This is a genomic window from Acuticoccus kalidii, assembly GCF_021556395.1.
GTDB classification, from domain to species: domain Bacteria; phylum Pseudomonadota; class Alphaproteobacteria; order Rhizobiales; family Amorphaceae; genus Acuticoccus; species Acuticoccus kalidii.
The window spans coordinates 203,491-222,865 of the sequence record NZ_JAKGCS010000033.1 but is presented as its reverse complement, the minus strand read 5'-3'; the positions used below and the strand labels follow the sequence as shown (position 1 = coordinate 222,865).

19 protein-coding genes are annotated in these 19,375 nt (G+C 66.5%); 11 read left to right on the top strand and 8 right to left on the bottom strand.

Features of this window, described 5'->3' with window-relative positions:
- Positions 1–4: 4 nt before the first annotated feature.
- From L1787_RS19550 to L1787_RS19540, 3 genes are read right to left on the bottom strand one after another with little or no spacing between them, the layout of a single operon-like run.
- Entirely contained in the window at positions 5–640 is a 636-nt protein-coding gene (locus L1787_RS19550; protein ID WP_255720649.1) for an NADH-quinone oxidoreductase subunit K, read from the bottom strand.
- Positions 640–1,053 carry a Na+/H+ antiporter subunit B gene (locus tag L1787_RS19545; protein WP_235710789.1) on the bottom strand — a complete coding sequence of 138 codons (414 nt, stop codon included), beginning with the start codon at positions 1,051–1,053 and terminating at the stop codon, positions 640–642. Before L1787_RS19545 ends, L1787_RS19550 begins: the two co-directional genes overlap by 1 nt.
- Positions 1,050–3,437, bottom strand: a complete 2,388-nt coding sequence (locus tag L1787_RS19540) for a putative monovalent cation/H+ antiporter subunit A (protein WP_235711022.1) — start codon at positions 3,435–3,437, stop codon at positions 1,050–1,052. Before L1787_RS19540 ends, L1787_RS19545 begins: the two co-directional genes overlap by 4 nt.
- A gap of 148 nt (positions 3,438–3,585) precedes the next feature.
- Here L1787_RS19540 and msrB point away from each other — a divergent pair, with 148 nt between their 5' ends.
- From msrB to L1787_RS19520, 4 genes are all read left to right on the top strand, one after another.
- The gene (gene msrB, locus L1787_RS19535) at positions 3,586–4,014 is read left to right on the top strand and encodes a peptide-methionine (R)-S-oxide reductase MsrB (RefSeq protein ID WP_235710788.1); all 429 of its coding nucleotides are present in this window, start codon (positions 3,586–3,588) and stop codon (positions 4,012–4,014) included.
- Positions 4,011–6,125 carry a S9 family peptidase gene (locus tag L1787_RS19530; protein WP_235710787.1) on the top strand — a complete coding sequence of 705 codons (2,115 nt, stop codon included), beginning with the start codon at positions 4,011–4,013 and terminating at the stop codon, positions 6,123–6,125. Before msrB ends, L1787_RS19530 begins: the two co-directional genes overlap by 4 nt.
- 92 nt (positions 6,126–6,217) lie before the next feature.
- Positions 6,218–6,535, top strand: a complete 318-nt coding sequence (locus tag L1787_RS19525; protein WP_235710786.1) for a hypothetical protein — start codon at positions 6,218–6,220, stop codon at positions 6,533–6,535.
- 186 nt (positions 6,536–6,721) lie between these two features.
- The gene (locus L1787_RS19520; RefSeq protein WP_235710785.1) at positions 6,722–7,045 is read left to right on the top strand and encodes a hypothetical protein; all 324 of its coding nucleotides are present in this window, start codon (positions 6,722–6,724) and stop codon (positions 7,043–7,045) included.
- 78 nt (positions 7,046–7,123) lie between these two features.
- Here L1787_RS19520 and L1787_RS19515 read toward each other — a convergent pair whose 3' ends face one another.
- Together L1787_RS19515 and L1787_RS19510 are read right to left on the bottom strand one after the other, a co-directional pair.
- The gene (locus tag L1787_RS19515; protein WP_235710784.1) at positions 7,124–7,720 is read right to left on the bottom strand and encodes a superoxide dismutase; all 597 of its coding nucleotides are present in this window, start codon (positions 7,718–7,720) and stop codon (positions 7,124–7,126) included.
- 114 nt (positions 7,721–7,834) lie between these two features.
- Positions 7,835–8,689 (bottom strand): branched-chain amino acid aminotransferase, encoded by an 855-nt coding sequence (locus tag L1787_RS19510; RefSeq protein ID WP_235710783.1) that lies wholly within the window; start codon positions 8,687–8,689, stop codon positions 7,835–7,837.
- A gap of 137 nt (positions 8,690–8,826) precedes the next feature.
- Here L1787_RS19510 and L1787_RS19505 point away from each other — a divergent pair, with 137 nt between their 5' ends.
- On the top strand, positions 8,827–9,483 hold the full coding sequence (locus L1787_RS19505; protein WP_235710782.1) for a haloacid dehalogenase type II: 657 nt from the start codon (positions 8,827–8,829) through the stop codon (positions 9,481–9,483).
- A gap of 68 nt (positions 9,484–9,551) precedes the next feature.
- Here the strand turns inward: L1787_RS19505 and L1787_RS19500 are convergent, their stop codons facing one another.
- Together L1787_RS19500 and L1787_RS19495 are read right to left on the bottom strand one after the other, a co-directional pair.
- Entirely contained in the window at positions 9,552–10,214 is a 663-nt protein-coding gene (locus L1787_RS19500; RefSeq protein WP_235710781.1) for an HdeD family acid-resistance protein, read from the bottom strand.
- Between the two features lie 257 nt (positions 10,215–10,471).
- Positions 10,472–11,854: a dipeptidase gene (locus L1787_RS19495; protein WP_235710780.1), complete on the bottom strand. Its 1,383-nt coding sequence runs from the start codon at positions 11,852–11,854 to the stop codon at positions 10,472–10,474.
- Between the two features lie 62 nt (positions 11,855–11,916).
- Here L1787_RS19495 and L1787_RS19490 point away from each other — a divergent pair, with 62 nt between their 5' ends.
- The 6 genes from L1787_RS19490 to L1787_RS19465 all read left to right on the top strand — a co-directional run bounded on the left by L1787_RS19490 (position 11,917) and on the right by L1787_RS19465 (position 18,225).
- A complete protein-coding gene (locus L1787_RS19490; RefSeq protein WP_235710779.1) occupies positions 11,917–13,386 on the top strand; it encodes a methylmalonyl-CoA mutase family protein in 1,470 nt (489 codons plus the stop codon).
- A 4-nt stretch (positions 13,387–13,390) separates the two neighbouring features.
- Positions 13,391–15,541: a methylmalonyl-CoA mutase gene (scpA, locus tag L1787_RS19485; protein WP_235710778.1), complete on the top strand. Its 2,151-nt coding sequence runs from the start codon at positions 13,391–13,393 to the stop codon at positions 15,539–15,541.
- A 16-nt stretch (positions 15,542–15,557) separates the two neighbouring features.
- Positions 15,558–16,001: a cytidine deaminase gene (locus L1787_RS19480; protein ID WP_235710777.1), complete on the top strand. Its 444-nt coding sequence runs from the start codon at positions 15,558–15,560 to the stop codon at positions 15,999–16,001.
- A gap of 192 nt (positions 16,002–16,193) precedes the next feature.
- Positions 16,194–16,745 carry a DUF1131 family protein gene (locus L1787_RS19475; RefSeq protein WP_235710776.1) on the top strand — a complete coding sequence of 184 codons (552 nt, stop codon included), beginning with the start codon at positions 16,194–16,196 and terminating at the stop codon, positions 16,743–16,745.
- A complete protein-coding gene (gene meaB, locus L1787_RS19470) occupies positions 16,730–17,689 on the top strand; it encodes a methylmalonyl Co-A mutase-associated GTPase MeaB (protein ID WP_235710775.1) in 960 nt (319 codons plus the stop codon). The genes L1787_RS19475 and meaB overlap by 16 nt, the downstream gene beginning before the upstream one ends.
- The gene (locus L1787_RS19465; protein WP_235710774.1) at positions 17,686–18,225 is read left to right on the top strand and encodes a pyroglutamyl-peptidase I family protein; all 540 of its coding nucleotides are present in this window, start codon (positions 17,686–17,688) and stop codon (positions 18,223–18,225) included. Before meaB ends, L1787_RS19465 begins: the two co-directional genes overlap by 4 nt.
- 37 nt (positions 18,226–18,262) lie before the next feature.
- On the opposite strand, the gene L1787_RS19460 is transcribed toward L1787_RS19465, so the two are convergent.
- Complete coding sequence (locus L1787_RS19460; RefSeq protein ID WP_235710773.1) at positions 18,263–19,276, bottom strand: DnaJ C-terminal domain-containing protein; 1,014 nt, start codon at positions 19,274–19,276, stop codon at positions 18,263–18,265.
- Between the last annotated feature and the right edge of the window lie 99 nt (positions 19,277–19,375).

Genomic DNA, 19,375 nt, shown 5'->3' with positions numbered 1-19,375 from the left:
GTCCTCAGTAGCCGAGCGGCGGCACGGTGGGCGACGGCTCCGCGAGGCGCATGTCGTCGACATTGTCGGTTTCGAGCGACTGGTAGGCGCGGAAGGTCAGCACCAGCAGGAAGGCGAAGATCGAGAAGGAGATCACGATCGCGGTGAGGATGAGCGCCTGCGGCAACGGGTTCGCCGTGACCGAGAGAGCCGCGTCGAGGGCCGCGCTGGAGGCGTTGGCGGCCGCGTTCGCCGTGTGCGCCGCGGCATCGGCCGCCGCGTTCGCCGCGGCCCCCGTATGCGCTGCGGCGTCAGCGGCCACTTGCGTCGCGGGGGTCACGGCGTCGGCCGCGGCCTGCGTACTATCGGCCACGCCCGGCGCACCATCGGCCACCACCGGCGCGCCGTGCCCCGCGACGGGTCCACCGTCGGTCATCCCGATCACCCGTTCCCCTTCGACGGTCTGCAATGTCGGCGGACCGTGATCGGACAGGACGGGCGGCACCGCCGCCGTCAGCCGGCCGGAGGTGAAGATCAAAAGGTTCACGGCATTGCCGAAGATCGCAACGCCCAGAAGAATTCGAATGAGGTGCGGCGAGAGCATCAGATAGATGCTCGCCGCGAAGAACAGCCCGACGACGACGCAAAGGATGGTTTCCATCAGTCGCTCTCCTCAAGCGCCAGTGCGATCGACGCGAGCGACCCCACGACCACGAAGTAGACGCCGACATCGAAGACCAGCACGGTCGACAGCGGGATCTCGACGCCGAAGATCACCGGGACGAACCAGAGCCCGGTCAGCAACGGCTTGCCGGCAAGGATCGCCGACAGACCATCGACCGCCGCCATGAAGAGCCCGAACCCCGCGAGGGCGTTCGGATCGACCCACAGCGCGCGGCGCACGACGTCCACGCCGTAGGCGATGCCGTAGATCGCGAGGGCGGATGCCGCAATCAACCCACCGATGAATCCACCGCCGGGCTCGTTGTGGCCGCGCAGGAGCACGAAGACCGAAAACAACACCATCAACGCCGAGAGATACGGCGCGATGGTCCGAAAGATGAGTGTGCTCATGACGGCCTCTCTGCGGCGATCGTTGCTGCGCTGGGCTCGGCGCCGACGCGCGTGGCGTCGGCCCGATCGGCCGGCGGGCCGACCACGGCGCTCTTCAATCGCGGCCCCATACGGATGAGGGCGAGAATGGCGAGCCCGGCGGCCATCACGACGGAGATTTCACCCAGCGTATCGAGCGCGCGATAGTCGACGAGGATGACATTCACCACGTTGCGGCCGTGCGCAATCTCGTAGGCGTGTTTCAGGAAGAATTGCGACAACCGATCGTCGAACGGCTGCTGCACGGTGTTGTAGAGGACGAGCGCGAAGCCGAGGCCGCACGCGAGCGCGATCACGCCATCCTTCATCGCGTCGGCCGGCAGACGATGATCGACCGTCTTGAGGTCGAGCCGGGTCATCACCAGCGCCAGGATGACGACCGACAAGGTTTCCACCATGAACTGCGTGAAGGAGAGATCCGGCGCGCCGTAGAGCATGAAGATCAACGCCACCATCACGCCCTGAACGCCGAGCGACACGATCGCCACGAGCCGTGATTTCGAGATGATCACCACCCAGAGCCCGGCCACGGCGAGCCCCAGGATGACGAGATCGAACGGCTGATCGACCTCGCCGACAAAGCGGAAGTCCGGCAGCCCATCCACCGCGATCGGCAGAAGGAGAACGGCCGCGAGGATGACGAAGGTGAGCGTCACATATTGCTGCATCGCCCCCGACTGGAGCCGCTTCGTCAGCGCGTGGGAGCCCTTCACGAGACCGCGCATCAACTGGTCGAAGCCGACGTCCGGCCCCCAGCCGACCGTCTCGAGGAGGTCGACCATCAAAAGGCGCAGCGTCTTGAAGAAGATGAAGAACACGATGCCGAGGGCGATCGTGATCATCGTGAGGATGACCGGCGGATAAAGCCCGGTCGGCCACAAATGAAGATGAAGCTCCACCGCCTCCCCTGCGATCGCCGAGGTCATCGGGGAAATGAGCGAGTGGGCCGTCCCTTCGATCATGAAGGCGCCGACGAGGGCGAGAACGCCGAGAACGATCGGCCCGAGCCAGAGCGAGGGAGGCGCCTCGTGCGGCTTCTTCGGCAGTTCGCCGGGCTTGGCGAAGAACGGGATCAGCACCGCCGCGGCGAGCGCGAACATCAACGCGTTGCCGACGAGCGCGGTGACCGTCACGGCCGAGACGCCGCCCGCCTCCCAGACGCCGTCATAGAGCACCTCCTTCGCGATGAAGCCGATCATCGGCGGAAGGCCCGCCATCGACAGGCAGCCGAGAATGGCCGCGACGAAGGTGATCGGCATCGACTTCAGGAGACCGCCGAGGATCGTGATGTCGCGCGTGCCGGTCTCGTGGTCGATCGCGCCCGCGACCATGAAGAGTGCGCCTTTGAACAGCGCGTGGGCGACGAGATAGAGGACCGCGCCGGCGAGCGCATATTCCGTCCCGACGCCGGTCAGCATCACGAGCAGGCCGAGCGAGGCGACGGTCGTATAAGCGAGGATCTGCTTGAGGTCCGTCTGCCGTACGCCGAGGAGCACGCCGGTCAGGAAGGTCGCGCCGCCGAAGAGGGGAAGCACCGTCTCCCAAAGGGCGGTGTCGCCGAGCACGGGCGAGAAGCGCATCAGGACGAAGACGCCGGCCTTCACCATGGTCGCGGAATGGAGATAGGCCGAAACCGGGGTCGGCGCCTCCATCGCGTTCGGCAGCCACGAATGGAACGGCACCTGCGCTGATTTGGTGAAGGCGCCGAGGATCACGAGAACGAAAATTGCCGGGTAGAGCGCGGCGTCGCGCAGAACGTCCGGCGAGGCGAACAGCTCCGAGACGCTCGTTTCGCCCGAGACGACGCGGATGAGGATGAAACCGGCGAGGAGCGCGAGGCCGCCGCTCCCCGTCACCACGAGCGCCTGAAGGGCCGCGCGCCGTGCCGGGGCGCGGGTGTGGTCGAACCCGATCAGGAGGAAAGAGGTGATCGAGGTGAGCTCGTAGAAGACGAACATCGACACGAGGTCGTCCGCGATCACGAGACCCAGCATCGCCCCCATGAAGAGGAGGAGGAAGGCGAGGAACCGCCCCTGCTGATGATGGCCGCTCAGATAACCGCCGGCATAGATGACGATGAAGGTGCCGATGCCGGTGACGAGGAGCGCGAATGTCAGCGACAGGCCGTCGATGAGGTGGCTATAGCGAACGGCGAAGGATGGCGCCCAATCCACTCCGTATGACACGGTGTCGCCCGCAGCGATCTGCGGCACCATCGTGACGAACATGAGAAAGAGGGCCGCCGGCACGATGGCGAGCACCCATCCGGCAGACGAGCCGATCCGGCGCACGAGCGCCGGTGCGAACAGGGCCGCCACGAATGGGGCAAGTGCGAGCCACAGCATGAGGTCCGGTTGAAGCGACAAATGGAAGCTCCGATCGAGGAACGGGAAAAACGCCAAAGACGCTGGCACGGCGCGATTGGACGGGCCATCCCACTAGAAGAACACCTAAGTCGGCGCATATGCAGGATGATTAAGACGGAGCACAAGTATGCCGACGCAAGACACACCCGAGAAAGTTGAGAAAAGCGACGCCGAATGGCGCTCGGAGCTGACTGACGAGCAGTATCGGGTCACGCGCAAGCATGGTACCGAACGCGCATTCACCAGCCCGTTAAATCAAGAGAAGCGCGCGGGCACGTTCACATGCGTGTGTTGTGGCCAACCGCTCTTCCGATCCGAAGCGAAATTCGATTCGGGAACCGGATGGCCGAGCTTCACCGCCCCGGTCGAAGACAATGCGGTCGAAGCGCACGAGGATCGGTCCCTGTTCATGCAACGAACCGAAACACGATGCGCCCGTTGCGAGGCTCATCTCGGACACGTCTTTCCCGATGGTCCGCAACCGACCGGATTGCGCTATTGCATGAATGGCGCCGCCCTTAATTTTCAGCCAGACGATAGCAAATCCGATCAATGAGCCTTGACAAAAATGCAGCCGAGCCGCCTCGCGCGGCCCGGCACCCCACCACGGTCACCCATCACGGGATCACGGTCGAAGACCCCTACTCCTGGTTGCGTGCGGTCAATTGGCGCGAGGTCATGGCCGACCCCAGCGTCCTCGACCCGGCGATTCGCGATTATCTCGAAGGTGAGAACGCCTATACCGAAGCCGTCCTGAAGCCGCTCGCCGCGCTTCAACAAAAACTGATCGCGGAGATGCGCGGCCGGATCGCCGAGGACGATTGGTCCGTCCCGCTCCTCGACGGTCATTTCGGCTATGGGTCGGATTATACGCACGGGGCCGAGCATCCGCGCCTCATCCGAATGGCGCGTCACGTCGCCGAGGCGGTGGGCCCGGAGGCCGGACCGCGCGATCCCGACATTCTCCTCGACGCCAATCGTGAGGCCGAGGGCGCGGGCTATTTCCGCCTCGGCTCGGCGAGCCACTCGCCCGACCACAAGCGCCTCGCCTGGACGGCGGATCGCACCGGTGGCGAGCTCTTCACGCTCTATGTCCGCGACATCGAAAGCGGAGAGGACGTCACCCTTTTCGAGCGCGTCACGCCCGCCCACACCTTCGCCGCAGACGCCGAGACCATTCTCGCCGTCGAGCTCGACGACAATCACCGGCCCGCCCGCGTCTATGCGCGCCGCCCCGGCGAGCCGCCGATGCTGATCTACGAGGAGAACGATCCCGGCTTCTTCGTCGGCGTGAGCCGCACCTTGTCCGGCCGCTATATCGTCGTCGACGCGCACGACCACCAAACCTCCGAAGTCCACCTCTTCGATGCGCTCGACCCCGCCTCGACGCCACTTTGCGTCGCCGAGCGGCTGGAGGGCGAGGAATATGACGTCGCCCATCATGGCGAGGCCCTCTTCATCCGCACCAACCGCGACGCGCAGGATTTCCGCATCGTGCGTGCCCCGGCCGACCGTCCGGGCCGCGAGAATTGGGAGGACATCGTCCCCCACCGGCCGGGCGTTCTCATCGTCGATATGGTCGTCTTCGCCGACTATCTCGTCTGGCTGGAGCGGGAGAACGCGCTGCCGCGCATCGTGATCCGCCGCCTCGCCGACGGGGACGAGCACCAGATCGCCTTCGACGAAGAGGCCTACGCACTCGGTCTCCAGGTCGGCTACGAGTTCCAGACCGACATCCTGCGCTTTTCCTACTCCTCGATGACGACCCCGACCGAGGTGTGGGATTACGACATGGCGACGCGCGAGCGGCGTCTCAGAAAGCGCCAGGAGATCCCGAGCGGGCATGAGCCGGCGAAGTACGTCACCCGCCGCCTGATGGCGCCGACCGCCGATGGCGACAGCGTGCCGGTCAGCCTCATTCACCATGTCGATACGCCGATCGACGGCTCCGCCCCGTGCCTCCTTTATGGCTATGGCGCCTATGGCATCACCATCCCGGCGAGCTTCAACGCCAATGCAATGAGCCTCGTCGATCGCGGCTTTGTGTTCGCGATCGCCCACATTCGCGGCGGCATGGACAAGGGCTTTGCCTGGTACGACAAAGGCCGGCGCGAGCATAAGACCAACACCTTCACCGATTTCATCGCCGCGGCCGACCATCTGATCGCCGAGGGCTATACGCATGTCGGCGGCATCGCCGCGCAGGGCGGTTCGGCGGGCGGTCTTCTGATGGGCGCGGTCGCCAACATCGCACCGGATCGCTTCGGCGCGATCGTCGCCGAAGTCCCCTTCGTCGACGTGCTCACGACGATGCTCGACGAAACGTTGCCGCTCACCCCGCCCGAATGGCCCGAATGGGGCGATCCTATTCGCGACCAGATCGCATTCGAGCGGATCAAGTCCTATTCGCCCGTCGACAATGTGACGGACCAGGCCTACCCGGCGATGCTGGTCCTCGCCGGGGTCTCGGATCCGCGCGTCACCTATTGGGAGCCGGCAAAGTGGGTCGCCCGCCTCAGGGAAGCCGCCACCAACGATCCGCTGATCCTGTTGAAAACCAACATGGAGGCCGGCCATGGCGGCGCCTCGGGCCGCTTCAAGCGGCTCGAAGAGATCGCCTTGATCCAGGCCTTCGTGCTCGCCGTCCTCGGCCACGAGCCGGCGTGAGGCGCGGCAGCGCCGATCCGTCGGCGCACCCCCGGCCCGCGCGGCCGGCGGTGCGCCCCCTTCCCGTTCCGATACGTCCAAGAGGCCCGTCGATGACGAAACCCTTCGCCACCCTCGCCCTCGTCCTCGCCGCATGCGGCGCGACGGCACTTCCCGCCACGGCGCAGGGCGTCGGCACGCAATTCTTCATCGCCGAGGTCGACCGCGCGACGCCGAAATGCCGCGACTATCCGGACGCGCCGTTCGTCGGGCGGGTGTCCGGCATCATGGGCGGTTCGCCGGCCCGCGGCGTCTCCTTCACCGGCTGTTTCGCGAGCTACGCCGCCTGCGAGACCTGGCGCCAACCGCTGTCGGGCCATATCGAGGGCCGGCTCATCCAAAATCGCTGCGAGGCGCGCCGCAAACGCTGACGCGTGGACGGCCGGGCCGCCGCGCCCGGCCGCCCCGCATCCTCGATCCGAGGAAATTTCCCCCGTCGACGTGACCCGCGTCACAGCCCGGTTGTATGGCGCCGCCCGGCGTCTTCCGCCGCCGAACGGCTCGCACATATCGGTCCCACCAGCCGCGATCGGGCGGCCACGGAAGGGATCAAAACCATGAAGACGTTCAACAATTCCGCATTTTCCGTCGTCGCCTTCGCCGTCGCCATCACCGGCCTCGCGGCAAGCCCGGTCGCGGCACAAGGCGTCGGCACCGCCTTCCTGATCGCGGAGGTGAACGCCGAGACGCCGCAATGCCGGGATTATCCCGAGTTCGGCTTTGTGGGCCGGGTCTCCGGCATCGTCGGCGGGAGCCCGGCGCGCGGCGTCAGCTTCACCGGCTGCTTTCCCTCGATCGGCGCGTGCGAGGCGTGGAAGGGTCCCGTCTCCGGTAAGATCTCCGGCCGGCTGATCCAGTCGAGCTGCGACGTCCGTTCCTGATCGGGACAAACGAAAGGCGGCGGGATCCCTTCGATCCCGCCGCCCTGTCACGCCGTCAAGGCACGATCGCGCGAAGGCTTACGCCTTGGAATAGAGTTCCGCGACGTATTCCCAGTTCACGAGATTGTCGAACCAGGCCTCGAGATATTTCGGACGCGCGTTGCGGTAGTCGATGTAATAGGAGTGCTCCCACACATCGACGCCGAGAAGCGGGGTCGCGCCGTGGACGAGCGGATTCTCGCCGTTCGGCGTCTTCATGATTTCGAGCTTGCCGTCCTTCAGCGCGATCCAGGCCCAGCCGGAACCGAACTGACCGGCGCCCGCGGCGAGGAAATCGTCACGCGCCTTGTCGTAGCCGCCGAGATCGGAATCGATCTTCGAGGCAATCTCGGAGGGCATCGTGCCCTTGCCGCCCTTCGCCGTCATCCACTTCCAGAAATGGATGTGGTTGTAGTGCTGGGCCGCATTGTTGAAGAGGCCGGCATTGGTGCCGAAGCTCTTCTTCACCACGTCCTCGAGCGACGCATTTTCGAGGCCCGAGCCTTCGAGCAGCTTGTTGCCGTTCGTCACATAGGCCTGGTGGTGCTTGTCGTGATGAAACTCGAGCGTTTCGGCCGACATGTAAGGCGCCAGCGAATCGTACGCATACGGCAGGTCGGGAAGTTGGAACGACATGTGCGTCCTCCATTGTCGCGCGGCAAAGCCCGCGCGGTTTCGTTGCAGCGCGAATTAGGCCGGATGGCGCCGCCTTCAAGCACGGCCCCTCCAATCCCAACGCGTCCCTATGCTTTAAGCGTGGGCGTACTCCCAATAAAGGGTCCGCGCAGCTTGTGACACGGGTCCGACCTGCAACCGGCGATCCTCGATCTTCGTGATCGGGCTCACTTTGCTGTAATTGCCTGTCGAAAAAATTTCGTCCGCGTCGAGGAAATCGGCAACGGTGAGCGTCGTCGCCTCCACCCGATAGCCCGCCGCGCTGAGGAGCGACATCACCCGCGAGCGGGTGATTCCGGCGAGAAAAGTGCGGTTCTCGCGCGGCGTCAGGACGATCCCGTCCTTCACCATGAAGACGTTCGAGGTCGCGAGCTCGGCGACGTTGCCGAGCATGTCGAGCACCAGCGCATTGTCGAAGCCCTTCTCCCGCGCCCGCATCAGAGCCCGCGCGTTGTTGGGATAGAGGCAGCCGGATTTCGCGTTCGTCGGCATCGTCTCGATAGTCGGCCGGCGATAGGGCGAGACGGTGATGGAAAAGCCCTGCGGCTCCGGCATCGGCGTTTCATAAAGGCAAAGGAGGAATCGCGTCGTCTCGACATTCGGCGCGACGGCGCTCGGGCCGCCATCCTCGGCCCAGTACATCGGCCGTATATAAAGCGGGGTGCCGGAGGGAAATTTCTCGATCCCGTCCGACACGAGATCCATCATCTGACCGACGCTCATCGTCGGCTTCAGCAACAGCGCCTCGGCCGAGCGGTTCACCCGTTCGAGATGGAGGTCGACATCGGGCGTCACCCCTTCAAAGGCGCGCGCACCGTCGAACACCGAGGAGCCGAGCCAAAAAGCGTGTGTTCTCGGGCCGATGATCGACGGATTTCCCGAAAGCCATTCGCCGTCTATCCACGTCCATGTCGCCGACCAGTCCACCATCGTCCTCAACTCCTCAGCCGGAGGGCGACGCGCCGAGGATCGGCACGATGACCCCGCCTCCGTGTCCCGACAGATCGTTTCAACCTCAGGACGGGCACCGAATTGGTGTAGGACGACAGCGGAGAAGGGGAAAGCCCATGCACGCCATCTATGTCTTCGACGCCTATGGCACATTGTTCGACGTCCACGCCGCCGTGCGCCGCCATGCCGGCGAGATCGGACCGGACGCCGACCGCCTTTCCGCCCTATGGCGCACCAAGCAGCTCGAATATTCCTGGGTCCGCGCCCTCACCGATCGCTATCGCGATTTCTGGGGGCTCACCGAGGATGCGCTCGATTACGCATTCGCCAAGATTCCGAGCGCGCCGCGCGCCAAGCGCGACGACCTTCTCGACGCCTATCGCACGCTCGACGCCTATCCAGAGGTAATCGACACCCTCACCGGCCTGAAGCAGGCGGGGGCGAAGACGGCGATCCTGTCGAATGGGAGCCCCGAGATGCTCGACCTCGCGGTAGAGGCCGCGCGCCTCGGCGACTGTCTCGACGCGGTGATCTCGGTCGACCCCCTCGCCACCTACAAGCCGCTGCCCTCGGTCTACGAGCTCGTCACGACCCGCTTCCGCGTCTTCCCGGACGCGGTTTCCTTCCAGTCCTCGAACCGGTGGGACATCGCCGGCGCGTCGGCCTTCGGCTTTCGCAGCGTCTGGATCAACCGCACGGACGAGCCGGACGAGTTCGCCGACATGCCGCCGGCCGCGACCCTCGCCTCGCTCGTCGGCCTAGAGACGGTCTGAGGCACAAAAAAAGCGGAGCCGAGGCCCCGCTTTCAAAATGGGCGCGACGGCGCCGGAGGGTGGCCCTGTCAGGCCATCGCTGCGGTCGCCCCGCCGGGGCCGGAGGGCTTCTCGGACATTTTCTTCGCGGCGAGCGCGAGCGCGATGAGCGACGCGCCGTGCACGATGAACTCGATCGCGACGAAGAGGCCGATCACCCAACCCCATTCGCGGAACCACGCGACCGCGGTCTCGACGGTGGCGAGCGCTTCCGCGCCGGGGAAATCGACGATCGAGTAGATCATCACGCCGAGAAGGATCGACACGAGGCCGGACAGGCCGAGGAAGACGCGGAACCCACCCGAGCCTTCCATCTGGATGGCCTGGATGATGCGCATGATGCCGGTCACGAAGAACATCGCGCCGATGAGGAGCGTCAGCCACCAAGCCGACTGAACCGGCATCGTGATGAGGACGATACCGGCCGCGATATAAAGAAGGCCGAGGATCACGTGCGAGGCGATCGACTTCCAGCCCTTGCATTTGAAGGCGTCGATGAGCTGGGCGACGCCGCCGATGAGCGAGAGAACACCGAACCAAAGCACGGAAATGATCGTCAACCCGTAGGTGAGGCCGAGGCCGATCACGCCGAGAACGGCCATGAGGATGCCGAGCGCCAGCATCCACTTCCAGTTGATCGTGAGTTCGCCGTAGACCGGGTCGGACACGGTCGACAAATCACTGCTGCTCATAACGTCCCTCATGGTTCGAGTGGGGGTGCCCACGATCCGTATTCGTCAATCGCGAATGTTGCGGTGACGCAAGTTACGTTTAGCAAATTTAGGCGGTTCATTCTTCCATAATCGCAAAAGGAGTGAACGCTTCGTCACCGTTCCGAACCGCATTCGCCCCGTGTCGGGCGGCGGAGTGGCGACGTTCACAAATAGCATTTTTATAAAAAGGCGGGCGGCCGCACTGTGGCGGGCCGCCCGCCGTCATTCCGCGTCCGTCAGAGCGCGGCGAGCACCCGCGCCCACGAGCGGATCCCTTTGTGGAAGCACTTGAGGTCGAATTTCTCGTTCGGCGAGTGCACGTTGTCGTCCTCGAGCGCGAAGCCGATCATCAAGGTGTCCATGCCGAGCTTGTGCTTGAAGTCGTGGACGATCGGGATCGAGCCGCCCATGCCGACCATCGCCGTGGTCGTCTCCCACTCTTTCGCCAGCGCCTCCGCGCCTTTTTTCAGCATCGGCCAATCCTCGTCCACGCTGAGGGCGGGGCCGGCGCCGTGAGCGTGGAACGTCACGGTGCAATCGGCCGGAACGCGTTCCGTCACGAAGGCGCGGAAATTCTTCCGCAGCGTGTCGGGATCCTGCTCGCCGACCAGCCGGAAGGAGACCTTGGCGCTCGCCTCGGACGGGATGACGGTCTTGAAGCCGCGGCCGGTATAGCCGCCGATCATGCCGTTGATCTCGCAGGTCGGCCGCGACCAGGTCTGTTCGAGGACCGTCCGCCCCTCCTCCCCCGCCGGTTGCGAAAGGCCGATCGGGCCGAGGAATTTCTCGGCCGTCATGCCGAGCCCCTCCCAGTTGGCCTTGGTTTCGGGCGCCGGCTCGCCGACACCGTCGTAGAAGCCGGGGATCATGACCTTGCCCGTCTCGTCATGAAGGTCGGCGAGAATCTGCGCGAGGACATGGTTGGGGTTGCGCGCGGCCCCGCCGAACACACCAGAGTGGAGATCCCGGTTCGCCGCGCGAATAACGATCTCGTCCCCGACGAGACCGCGTAGCGACATCGCGATCGCCGGCGTGTCGCGGTCCCACATCCCCGTGTCGCAGACGAACGCGGCATCGGCCCGGATCTCGTCCGCCGCCTTGGCGAGGAAGCCCGGCAGAGACGGCGAGCCGGACTCCTCCTCGCCCTCGATCAGCACCGTGACGGGAACCGGAAGGCGCCCCTCCACCGCGATGATCGCCCGCATCGCCTCGATGAAGGTCATGAGCTGACCTTTATCGTCGCAAGCGCCGCGGGCGACGATCATCTGCGAGCCGTCCTCGCGCGAGACGAGGCGCGGGGCGAACGGGTCGTCCTCCCAAAGGTCGAGCGGGTCGACGGGCTGCACGTCATAATGGCCGTAGAAGAGGATGTGCGGCGAATCGCTCGATGCGACCTCGTTCGCAAGGCCGAGCACCATCGGCTTGCCCTCCGTCTCCCGCACCTCGGCGAGGAAGCCGAGCGCGGCAAGATCCTCGCGCAACCAGGCGGCGGCACGGTGGCACTCTCCGTCATAGGCGGGGTCCGTGGAGATCGACGGGATCGACAAAAGCTGGAAAAGCCGGCCGAGGCTTTCGTCGAGATTGTCGTCGATGCGCTTCAAGATGGCGTCGATATCCATGCTACATCCTTCGTGTTGCCTTCCGGCGTTCCTTGATCATACTCCGGCCTGGAGGAACAGATATGGTCGACACGGTAAAAGCTGGCGCGGACGCCTGGCGCGCGCTGGTGGACAAGGCGCTGAAGGGTGCCCCCTTCGAGACGCTGACCACGACGACCGCCGACGGAGCGGTGCTGCAGCCGCTTTATCGGCCGGCTGAGCCGGTCTATTCCGGTCGCGCCAGTCACGGCCGATGGGACATCGTCCAGCGCGTCGACACCGATGCGAACGCCGCCGCACAGGCGCGTGAGGATCTCGAAAGCGGGGCGAACGCGCTGTCGATCGTCTTCGCCGGGGCGCCGTCGGCCTTCGGGGGCGGTCTGTCCGCCGGCACCGTCACCGCGCTCGACAGCGCGCTCGACGGTGTCCATCTCGGCCTTTTTCCCGTCCATCTCGAAGCCGGCGCGAACAGCATCGCCGCGCTGACGATGTTCATCGCCCTCGCCGAATCGCGGGCGAGCCGGCCGCAATATCTCCACGCCGGCATCGATCCGATCGGCGCCTTCGCCGCGACCGGGACGATGGCGCATCCGGACACCCTCTTTCCCCGCCTCGCGCAGACGGTGCGCACCCTCATCGACCTCGCTCCCGAAGGCACCCTCGTGCGCGCCGACGGGCGGATCGTCGCCGAGGCCGGAGCGACGCCCGCCGAGGAACTCGCCTTCGCCCTTGCGAGCGTAACCGCCATGCTGCGCGCCCTCGACAAAGAGGGGATCGCCGCCGAGACCATCCTGCCGCGCATCGAGATGACGCTCACCGCGACGGCCGACCAATTCGCGACGATCGCGAAATTCCGCGCCGCGCGGCGCCTTTTCGCCCTCGTCGCGGAGGCCTGCGGCGTCAACGCCCCGCTCACGCTGAACGCCACCACGGCGGCGCGTATGCTCTCGCTGAGCGATCCGCAGACGAACCTTTTGCGCCTCACCATCGCCGCCTTCGCGGCAGGCGTCGGCGGCGCGGACGCCGTCACGGTGCTCCCTTTTGACGGGATCGGCTCGCCCTTCGCCCGGCGCATGTCCCGCAATATCCAGACGCTGCTCCTCGAAGAATCCCACGTCGACGCGATTGCCGATCCCGGTGCAGGATCCGGGGCGATCGAGGCCTATACCGACACGATCGCCGCGGCCGCCTGGGAAAAATTCCAGGCCCACGACGCCGGCGGCCTCATCGAGCGGATCGCCGACGGCACCGTCGCCCGCATCGTCGGCGCATCCGCCGAGCGGGAGGCCGCCGCACTCGCCGCGGGCGAAGCCGTCATGATCGGCGTCACGCGCCATCCGCCGGAAACAAAGACGCCGATCGCGGTGCGGCCCGCGTCCGCCATGCCGCTCGAAACCTACATTCGCCCCGATTCGGCCGAGTTCGGCGCCCTTCTCGCCGCGGCGATGGGCGGTGCGTCGATCGCGGATCTTGCCGGAGCGCTGGCAAACGGCGACATATTGACGGCGCCGGCGATCGCTCCCTCGCGCGTCGCCGCACCATTGGAGGGTTGACCCCATGGTTCCCGATTTCGCGAAGATCGCCTATCGCGCCGATCCCCTCTCGACCTACAGCGCCTCGCCCGCCTGGACGAGCCCGGAAGGGATCGTCATCCACCCCCACACCCCGCCCGGCGCGCTCGACGCGTTCGCGGCGGACGCCTTCCCCGGCATCGCCCCCTATCTGCGCGGCCCCTACCCGACGATGTACGTCCAGAAGCCCTGGACGATCCGGCAATATGCCGGCTTCTCGACGGCCGAGGAATCGAACGCCTTCTACCGGCGCAATCTCGCCGCCGGGCAAAAAGGCCTCTCGGTCGCCTTCGACCTTGCGACCCATCGCGGCTACGATTCCGATCATCCGCGCGTCACCGGCGATGTCGGCATGGCGGGCGTCGCGATCGATTCCATCCTCGACATGCGCACCCTCTTCGACGGCATCCCGCTCGATGAGATGACCGTCTCGATGACGATGAACGGCGCGGTCCTTCCCGTCCTCGCGCTCTATATCGTCGCCGCCGAGGAACAGGGCGTCGCCCAGAAGGACCTTAAGGGCACCATTCAGAACGACATTCTGAAGGAGTTCATGGTCCGCAACACGTTCATCTATCCGCCGCGCCCGTCGATGCGGATCGTGTCGGACATCTTCGCCTACACGGCGAAGAACATGCCGAAATACAACTCGATCTCGATATCCGGCTACCACATGCAGGAGGCCGGGGCGACGGCCGACCTCGAACTCGCCTACACCATCGCCGACGGGCTCGAATATGTCCGCACCGGCGTCGCCGCCGGCCTCGATGTCGACGCGTTCGCCCCGCGTCTGTCCTTCTTCTGGGCGATCGGGATGCACTTCTTCATGGAAGTCGCGAAGATGCGCGCCGCGCGCTATCTCTGGGCGACGCTCATGGAGAAGAATTTCGCGCCGAAGGATCCCCGCTCGCTGTCGCTGCGGGCCCATTGCCAGACTTCCGGCTGGTCCCTCACGGCGCAAGACGTCTACAACAATGTCGCCCGTACGATGATCGAGGCGATGGCTGCGACCCAGGGCGGCACCCAATCCCTCCACACCAACGCGCTCGACGAGGCGATCGCCCTGCCGACGGACTTTTCCGCCCGCATCGCCCGCAACACCCAGCTCGTGATCGCCGAGGAGAGCCAGACCACCCGTTTCATCGACCCGTGGGGCGGTTCGCCGGCGATCGAGGCGCTGACCCGCGACCTCGCGGCGCGCGCGATGGAGCATATCGAGGAGGTCGAGGCGCTCGGCGGCATGGCGAAGGCGATCGAGGCGGGAACGCCGAAATTGCGCATCGAGGAGGCTGCCGCCAAGACGCAGGCCCGCATCGATTCGGGCGAGCAAACCGTCGTCGGCGTCAACCGCTACAAGGCGCGCGAGGAAGAGGCGATCGACGTCCTCAAGGTCGACAACGCGGATGTGCGCCGCCGCCAGATCGAAAAGCTCGAGCGCCTGCGCGCCGAACGTGACGAGGCGGCGACCCAGCGCGCGCTCGCCGCGTTGACGGAAGGCGCGCGCGGCAATGCCAATCTCCTCGCCCTCGCGATCGAGGCCGCCCGCGCCAAGGCGACCGTCGGCGAGATGAGCGATGCGATGGAGGCCGCCTTTCAGCGGCACACGGCGGAGCTGCGGTCGATCACGGGCGTCTACAAGCGGGAGGCCGGCAATATGGGCGTGCGCATCGAGGAAGTCCGCCGCCAGGCCGACGCCTTCGCCGAGGCCGATGGGCGCCGCCCGCGCATCCTCGTCGCCAAGATGGGCCAGGATGGGCACGATCGTGGCCAGAAGGTCATCGCCTCCGCCTTCGCCGATCTCGGCTTCGACGTCGATATCGGCCCCCTTTTCGCAACGCCCGAAGAATGCGCCCGTCAGGCCGTCGACAACGATGTTCACGTCGTCGGCGTCTCCTCGCTCGCGGGCTCGCACCTGACGCTTCTGCCCGAGCTCAAGAAGGCGCTCGCGGAGGAGGGGCGCGACGATATCCTGATCACCATCGGCGGCGTCATCCCGCCGGCCGACGTGCCGATTTTGAAGGAAATGGGCGCAACGGCGGTCTTCCCCCCCGGCACGGTGATCGCCGACGCCGCCGAAAGCCTCATCGAGACGCTGCGCCAGCGCCACGGATACGCCAACCGTGACGCCGCCGAATAGGCCCGGCGCGGCGCCCGTGAGCGAAACGGCGAAGGAGCTCGTCGAGGCGGCCCGCGCGGCCGCCGGGCAAGCCTACGCGCCCTACTCGAACTTTTATGTCGGCGCCGCGATCCGCACGGCGGACGGGCGCGTCTTTACTGCCGCGAACGTCGAGAATGCATCGTACGGGCTCAGCCTGTGCGCCGAGGCGAACGCGGTGGCGGCCGCCGCCGTCGCCGGGTCCCGCGTCATCACCGAGGTCGCCGTGGTGGGCTATCCCGCGAACCTTCCGCCGGACGACACGCTCGCCGCCCCGTGCGGCCGCTGCCGCCAGATGATCGCCGAGTTCGCCGCCTCGGGCGCCCGGATCCACCTGGCGAACCGCGCCCTTACCCGCGTCACGACCCACACGATCGAAGAGCTCCTCCCCCTCGCTTTCGGCCGCGCCGCCCTCGTCGGGACGCCGCCGGCCGACACGTGAGGGCCGTCCGTGCCATGATCGCGGGGCGCGCCGCACCGTTCAGCCGAATGTGACCGACAGCCCCACCTTTCCAGTCCCTTTCAACGACTTGAAGGATTGCATAAAACGCTTTCGCGAAGCATTGACGATGGATGCTTCTCGTCGCTGACAGAAGCGCTCTCTCCTGCTACGGGCTCGGCCATGGTCCGCTCATTGTCCCTTTTCGCAATCGCTCTCGCACTGTCTGGTTGTGTGGCCGCGGAGCCGCCGACCGACGCGACCGTCTCGTCGAGCACATGGCTCACGATCACGGATGACGGCGTCGGCACGATCCACAAGGGCACGCCGTTCCAGGAATCGGCGCTCGCCACGGTGGCGCCCGGCGCGGAGATCCGCCCGATCCAGACGGCCAAGGAAAGCACCACCGTGTGGACCCAGGCCGCCTTTGTCGGCGACGTGCAGGCCGTGCAATTCTTCAAGGGCCCCGGCAACACCGTCGGCGAGATCCACGGCGTCGCACAGCATCTGTCCGGCCCCAATGGCGAGCGGATCGGGATGACCTTCGCCCAGGCCCGCGTCAATCGCGGAAGCTGCCGGCCGGGCAAGTCGCTCTGGGTCGGCATGGCGATCTGCAAGGCGCGCGGGGCGAGCCATGTCGAGCTCGTCTTCTCGATTCCCGATTTCGACGGTCCGTTCGATCGCCTCCCCTCCGGCGAGGTGCTGAACGAGGCCGAACTCCAGCGCATCGTGTGGCGCGCGACCTGAACGACCTCGCCGCCCGCGTCGCCGCCGGCGAACGGGCCGCGCTCGCCCGGGCGATCACCCTCGTCGAATCGCGCCGGGCCGAGCATCGCGCCGAAGCGAGCGCGCTGATCCAGCGCCTCCTCGACCGCACCGGCAAAGCGATCCGCATCGGCATCACCGGCGTTCCGGGCGTCGGCAAATCGACCCTCATCGACGCCCTCGGCACCCGCCTCGTCCACGACGGCCATCGCGTCGCGGTCCTCGCGATCGATCCGTCCTCCACCCGCACCGGCGGCGCGATCCTCGGCGACAAGACGCGCATGACGCGCCTCGCCGCGGAGAAGGACGCCTTCATCCGCCCCTCCCCGTCCGCCGGATCGCTCGGCGGCGTCACCGCGAAGACGCGCGAGGCGATGCTTCTCGCCGAGGCGGCGGGCTTCACCATCATCATCGTGGAGACCGTCGGCGTCGGCCAATCGGAGGTCGCGGTCGCCGAGATGGTCGACACGTTCCTCGCACTGATGCTCCCCGGCGCAGGCGACGAATTGCAGGGCATCAAGAAGGGCCTGTTGGAACGGGCCGACATCATCGCCGTCAACAAGGCCGATGGCGCGGCCCTTCATCCGGCACGCCAGGCGGCGGCGGAGCTGTTGAGCGCGGTGAAGATCCTCGCCGCCGAGGATCCGCCCACCGTCCTCACTTTGTCCGCCGCGACGGGCGACAAGCTCGACGCGCTCTGGCAGGCCATACTCGACCACCGCGCAAGGCTCGAGGCCGACGGGCGGCTCGACAAGCGACGCCGCGATCAGGGAGTGGTCTGGATGAAGGATATGATCCGGGAGGGCCTCGACGCCTATCTCGCGCGCCACGCCGGCACCGAGCTCGACGAGGCCGTCGCCGCTGTGCGTGATGGTCGCCTCGCGCCGAGCGCCGCGGCCGAAACCATCCTGAGGCGGCTCCCATGAAGGCCCACACCCTCGTGACGGGCTTCGGCCCCTTCCCCGGCATGGCGGACAATCCGACGAGCCATCTGGTGCGCGCCCTCGGCGCGAACCCGCCACCGGGCGTCGACGCGCTCCTCCTTGCGACCGAATGGGCCGTCTGCGACACGCTCGCCGAGATCGTGGCGGGCTACCGCACCGTCATCATGTTCGGAGTCGCGGGGACGGCGCACCGCATCCGCTATGAGCGCGTTTCCCTGCCGACCGCCTCGCAAAACCCCGATGCGGCGGGCCGGACCGCGGACGCGCCGCCCTCCCGCTCGCGCCGGACGGTGTTCGACGTCGACCGCCTCGCTGACACGGCGCGCGCCGCCGGTTTCCCGGTCGTCACGAGCGCCTCGGCGGGGGCCTATATCTGCAATGCGTCCTATGGGGCGGCGCTCGCCGCGAACCCGCGCACGCTCTTTGTCCACGTGCCGCAGGCGCGGCCCTATGGCCCGCTCTCGCAGCGCGGGCTGGAGCGGCACGCGGCCTGGCTGTTGGCCGAAATCGGCGACTGAAGGCAGAGGCGAAGCCGGAGCCGGCCCCGCTCGCCCGTTAAGAGGCCGGGGGACGGGGGTGGTAAGGCTCGTCCTCACGCCAGCGGCGCATCATCTCGACGAAATCGCGCGGCAGGTCCCGCGGCAGGTCGATCTGCAAGGTCACGAGGAGGTCGCCCTTGCCGCCCGACTTGGTCGGCAGGCCGAGCCCGCGAAGACGAAGCGTCTTTCCGCCCGAGGAGCCCGGCGGGATGGTGATGTTCACCGACCCCGTCAGCGTCGGCGCCCGCACCTTGGCGCCCAGCACCGCGTCATAGAGCGTGACCGGAAGGTTGAGCTTCAAGTTCGCGCCATCCCGCACGAATTCGGCGTGCGCGGCGATCCGCAAGGTCAGGATCGCGTCACCGGCCGCGCCGCCGCGCGGGCTTTCATGGCCGAGGCCACGCAGGCGGATCTGCTGATCCTGCTCGGCGCCCGCCGGGATCTTGACGTCGACCGTCCGCCCCGTCGGCAGCGAGACGCGCAATTTCTCGTCGCTCGCAATATCCTCGAGCGTCACGGTGACGACGACCTCGAGATCCTGACCGCGCTGCGGCGGTGCACTGCCGAAACCGGATTGACGCTCCGAGCTGCGGCTCGCCCCGCTCATGAACTCGCGCAGGATTTCGTCGACACCGGCCGTGCCGTCGGTCGAAAAGCGGAAACGGCCGCCGCCCGCACCACCGGCGCTCGCCCCGGCCCCAGCTCCCGCACCAGCCGAGCCCGCGCCCGCGCGACCACCGCCGAACCCGGAAAAGCCGCCGAAGCCCGCGAACGGATCGCCGCCGCTGAAGCCGCTATAACGCGGCTGGCCGGCCCCATCGATCTCGCCGCGGTCGAACTGACGGCGCTTGTCCTTGTCGCCGATGATCTCATAGGCGGCGTTCACCTCGGAGAAACGCTCTTGCGCCTTCGGATCGTTGGAATTCGTGTCGGGATGATAGCGCTTGGCAAGCCGTCGGTAAGCGGACTTGATCTCGCTTTCCGAAGCGGACTTCGATACCCCAAGAACAGTGTATGGATCGCGCGCCATCCTTGTCCAATCTTGCGAAACGGGACCCGGAGCAAGGTGGCTCGCCCCGTCATCCCCAACAACGGTGTGATTATGAAGACACCCATATGTAGTGTGAGC

Coding starts and splice junctions, on each gene's coding strand:
- L1787_RS19550 (WP_255720649.1), bottom strand. CDS start 640: ATGGAAACCATCCTTTGCGTCGTCGTCGGGCTGTTCTTCGCGGCGAGC.
- L1787_RS19545 (WP_235710789.1), bottom strand. CDS start 1,053: ATGAGCACACTCATCTTTCGGACCATCGCGCCGTATCTCTCGGCGTTG.
- L1787_RS19540 (WP_235711022.1), bottom strand. CDS start 3,437: ATGCTGTGGCTCGCACTTGCCCCATTCGTGGCGGCCCTGTTCGCACCG.
- msrB (WP_235710788.1), top strand. CDS start 3,586: ATGCCGACGCAAGACACACCCGAGAAAGTTGAGAAAAGCGACGCCGAA.
- L1787_RS19530 (WP_235710787.1), top strand. CDS start 4,011: ATGAGCCTTGACAAAAATGCAGCCGAGCCGCCTCGCGCGGCCCGGCAC.
- L1787_RS19525 (WP_235710786.1), top strand. CDS start 6,218: ATGACGAAACCCTTCGCCACCCTCGCCCTCGTCCTCGCCGCATGCGGC.
- L1787_RS19520 (WP_235710785.1), top strand. CDS start 6,722: ATGAAGACGTTCAACAATTCCGCATTTTCCGTCGTCGCCTTCGCCGTC.
- L1787_RS19515 (WP_235710784.1), bottom strand. CDS start 7,720: ATGTCGTTCCAACTTCCCGACCTGCCGTATGCGTACGATTCGCTGGCG.
- L1787_RS19510 (WP_235710783.1), bottom strand. CDS start 8,689: ATGGTGGACTGGTCGGCGACATGGACGTGGATAGACGGCGAATGGCTT.
- L1787_RS19505 (WP_235710782.1), top strand. CDS start 8,827: ATGCACGCCATCTATGTCTTCGACGCCTATGGCACATTGTTCGACGTC.
- L1787_RS19500 (WP_235710781.1), bottom strand. CDS start 10,214: ATGAGCAGCAGTGATTTGTCGACCGTGTCCGACCCGGTCTACGGCGAA.
- L1787_RS19495 (WP_235710780.1), bottom strand. CDS start 11,854: ATGGATATCGACGCCATCTTGAAGCGCATCGACGACAATCTCGACGAA.
- L1787_RS19490 (WP_235710779.1), top strand. CDS start 11,917: ATGGTCGACACGGTAAAAGCTGGCGCGGACGCCTGGCGCGCGCTGGTG.
- scpA (WP_235710778.1), top strand. CDS start 13,391: ATGGTTCCCGATTTCGCGAAGATCGCCTATCGCGCCGATCCCCTCTCG.
- L1787_RS19465 (WP_235710774.1), top strand. CDS start 17,686: ATGAAGGCCCACACCCTCGTGACGGGCTTCGGCCCCTTCCCCGGCATG.
- L1787_RS19460 (WP_235710773.1), bottom strand. CDS start 19,276: ATGGCGCGCGATCCATACACTGTTCTTGGGGTATCGAAGTCCGCTTCG.